Origin of the sequence: Streptomyces palmae, assembly GCF_004684805.1 — a bacterium.
GTDB lineage: Bacteria > Actinomycetota > Actinomycetes > Streptomycetales > Streptomycetaceae > Streptomyces > Streptomyces palmae.
Genome location: NZ_SRID01000569.1, coordinates 1 through 2796, shown reverse-complemented (window position 1 = coordinate 2796; position 2796 = coordinate 1). Strand labels below are relative to the sequence as shown.

The window sequence follows — 2796 nt, the reverse complement described above, 5'->3', positions numbered from 1 at the left end:
CAGGCATACATCGGAGGGGTGGCCGACGCCCTGGCTTCGGCGTCCTCTGCCCTGGGCTCCGCCGGCTCGTCGGCCACCCCTCCGATGTATGCGGCCCCCGGCCCCGGCGCGCCCGCCGTTCCCGACCTCGCGCTTCCCGGTCCGCCGACGATGCCCGGCGTCCCGTCGGCCTTCGGTCCGGGAGCGGTGCCGCCGCCCCCGCCGGTGCCGACCGGTCCGGGTACGCCCAGCGCGGTGCCGCCGCCCCCGATCGCGCCCACCGGGCCCGGTACACCCAGCGCCTACTACGGGGCGCTGCCCGGCCCCGCCCCGTACGCGCAGCCCGGCTACGGGTATCCCTACGGTCAGCCCGGCTACCCGACCCTGGGCGCCTACCCCGGGCAGCCGGGCGCCTATGCCGTGCCGGGCGCGTACCCGGGGCAGCCCTACGGCTGGCAGGGCCCGGGCCATCTGCCCAGCAACGGTCAGGGCACCGCCGCCCTGGTGCTGGGCATCGTCGGGGCGGCGCTGTTCTTCACGTTGGTGGGCGGCGTGGTCTGCGGAGTCCTGGCGATCATCTTCGGGCTGCTGGGCCGCGGCCGGGCCAATCGGGGCGAGGCGACCAACGGGGGCCAGGCGCTGGCCGGGGTGATCCTCGGCGCGCTGGCGGTGGTCGCCAGCCTCATCACGCTCCTGGCCATCGTCGCCGACGCGCGCGACGACGAGGACGACGATCAGGCCCGCGGTGCCGAACGCCCCGCGGTGGTGCTGGTGGTCCCGGGTGGCGAAGGCTCCGCCGCCAGCCGCTGACGCGCCTCCATCAGCGCGAAGCCCAGCAGGTTCAGCCCGCGCCAGCGGGACGGATCCGCCGCCCGCTCGTCGTCCGCGGTCAGCCCGATGCCCCAGACGCGGTCCACCGGGCTGGCCTCGACCAGCACCCGGGAACCCGTGCCCAGCAGATAGGCGCGCAGCTGCGGGTGTTGGCCGAACTTGTGCACATTGCCCTGCACCACCAGCTCGAAGCGGTGCGCCTGCCACACCGCCTCGTCGAAGCCGCGCACCATCCGGCCCGCGTTCTTGGCCTGCTGCGGATGGGCTGCCGCCACCGCCTGCCGCTCGGCCTCGGCGTCCTGGAACAGCCGGGCCTTCCCCGCCATCATCCAGTGCTCGGCGGTCGGATAGACGATCCCGTCGACGGTGAACGGCGCCGGCCACCACTGGCTGAAACAACCGGGCCCCACACTGCCGTCCGAGCGCGGCCGGTGCCCCCAGAACCACACGTACCTGATCCGCTCGCCGCGTGCGGCGAGCCCGACCAGATCGGCCACTGACCTGGGCCCCGCGGCTCCGTCCGGATTCGTGTGATGTGTCGTCTCCCCGTGCATGGAGGTGATTGTGCCATCCAGTACGGACAGTCCCGGAAAGATGACCCGATGTATGCCAACCCCCTAGCATGACGCGACGTCACGCAGGAGGGGAGATCCAGCAGCATGACCACCCAGCAGCCTGGGCAACCAGGTCATTTCGGTCAGAATTCCTATGAAGCCGTCCCGGGGCAGCCGTCGGCTCCGCCGGCCCAGCCCCCGGCCCCGCCCGGTGTGCCGCCCACTCCGCCCGGACAGCAGCTGCCGCAGTATCCGGGGGCCGGCTACCCGGCCGCGCCGCCCGTCCACCAGGGATATCCGGGCTACCCCGGCCAGATGCCCATGGGGCAGAGCAACGGCATGGGCACCGCCGCGCTGGTCTGCGGCATCATCGGCCTGGTCTGCGGCATCACCTACTTCCTGTTCGCTTTCGCGGTGATCCTGGGCATCCTCGCGATCATCTTCGGCGCGATCGGCAAGGGGAAGGCCGGCCGGGGCGAGGCCAGCAACGGCGGCTCGGCGACCGCCGGCCTGGTCTGCGGCATCGTCGGCATGGCCGTCCCGCTGATCTATCTGGCGGCCCTGGGCGCGGCCATCGATTCCACGTTCTGATCGACGAGATCAGCAGCCATCGGCCCCGGCGGATACGGATTCCGTCGGGGCCGATGGGCGTTCTAGGACCGAATCCGTTGAGAAGCCAAAAAGCAACAACGGAATCACTTGTTGAAGCGCCTCTCCTCTGTCAGGATCAGCCATCAATCCCGGCCAGAGCCACGCCACCGCCCTCGCGGACTGGCGCCATGGCCCGTGCGCGGAGCCCGGAGGCGGAGGAGACCTACTCGATGGATCAGCGGTTCGACACGACGGAGCGGTTCACCGACGGCGCCCAGTACATCGCGGGCCGGCAGCGGGCGGGCGGTTCGGAGCGGACCCAGTCGGTGACCGACCCGGCCACCGGTGAGGAACTGCTGCGCTACCGGCTGGCCGGCGCCGCCGACGTGGACGCCGCGGTCGACGCCGCCCGCGCGGCCTTCCCCGGCTGGGCCGCCGCCACCCCCGGCGAACGGTCCGACGCCCTGCACCGCTTCGCCGCCGCCCTCACCGAGGCGGCCGAGGACCTGGCCACCGCCGAATCACTGCAGTGCGGCAAGCCGATCAAGCTCAGCAGCGAGTTCGACGTCCCCGGCACCATCGACAACACCGCTTTCTTCGCCGGCGCCGCCCGGCACCTGGAGGGCAAGGCCGCCGCCGAGTACAGCGGCGACCACACCTCGTACGTCCGCCGTGAACCGATCGGGGTCATCGGCTCCATCGCTCCGTGGAACTACCCGCTCCAGATGGCGGCGTGGAAGATCCTCCCGGCCATCGCCGCGGGCAACACCATCGTCCTCAAGCCCGCCGAGATCACCCCCCTCACCTCGCTGATGTTCGCCCAGGCGGCCGGCGCGGCGGG

At 72.4% G+C, this 2796-nt stretch carries 4 protein-coding genes; 3 read left to right on the top strand and 1 reads right to left on the bottom strand.

The annotated features are described in order from the left end of the window. Window positions 1–789: DUF4190 domain-containing protein (locus E4099_RS31015; RefSeq protein ID WP_209446812.1), on the top strand; the 789-nt coding region annotated here is incomplete at its 5' end. Here the strand turns inward: E4099_RS31015 and E4099_RS31010 are convergent. Beyond that, on the bottom strand, window positions 714–1364 hold the full coding sequence (locus E4099_RS31010) for a riboflavin biosynthesis intermediates N-glycosidase (protein ID WP_135342428.1): 651 nt from the start codon (window positions 1362–1364) through the stop codon (window positions 714–716). The two genes, E4099_RS31015 and E4099_RS31010, sit on opposite strands and share 76 nt — an antisense overlap. 105 nt (window positions 1365–1469) lie before the next feature. Between E4099_RS31010 and E4099_RS31005 the strand changes: the two genes are divergently transcribed. Both E4099_RS31005 and E4099_RS31000 read left to right on the top strand, forming a co-directional pair. Then, the gene (locus tag E4099_RS31005; protein ID WP_135342427.1) at window positions 1470–1955 is read left to right on the top strand and encodes a DUF4190 domain-containing protein; all 486 of its coding nucleotides are present in this window, start codon (window positions 1470–1472) and stop codon (window positions 1953–1955) included. Between the two features lie 230 nt (window positions 1956–2185). Next, a partial coding sequence (locus tag E4099_RS31000) for an aldehyde dehydrogenase family protein (protein WP_135342430.1) occupies window positions 2186–2796 on the top strand: 611 nt, incomplete at its 3' end.

Bases quoted from the DNA above. Each gene is read 5' to 3' on its own strand.
- E4099_RS31010 (WP_135342428.1), bottom strand. From the start codon at position 1,364: ATGCACGGGGAGACGACACATCACACGAATCCGGACGGAGCCGCGGGG.
- E4099_RS31005 (WP_135342427.1), top strand. From the start codon at position 1,470: ATGACCACCCAGCAGCCTGGGCAACCAGGTCATTTCGGTCAGAATTCC.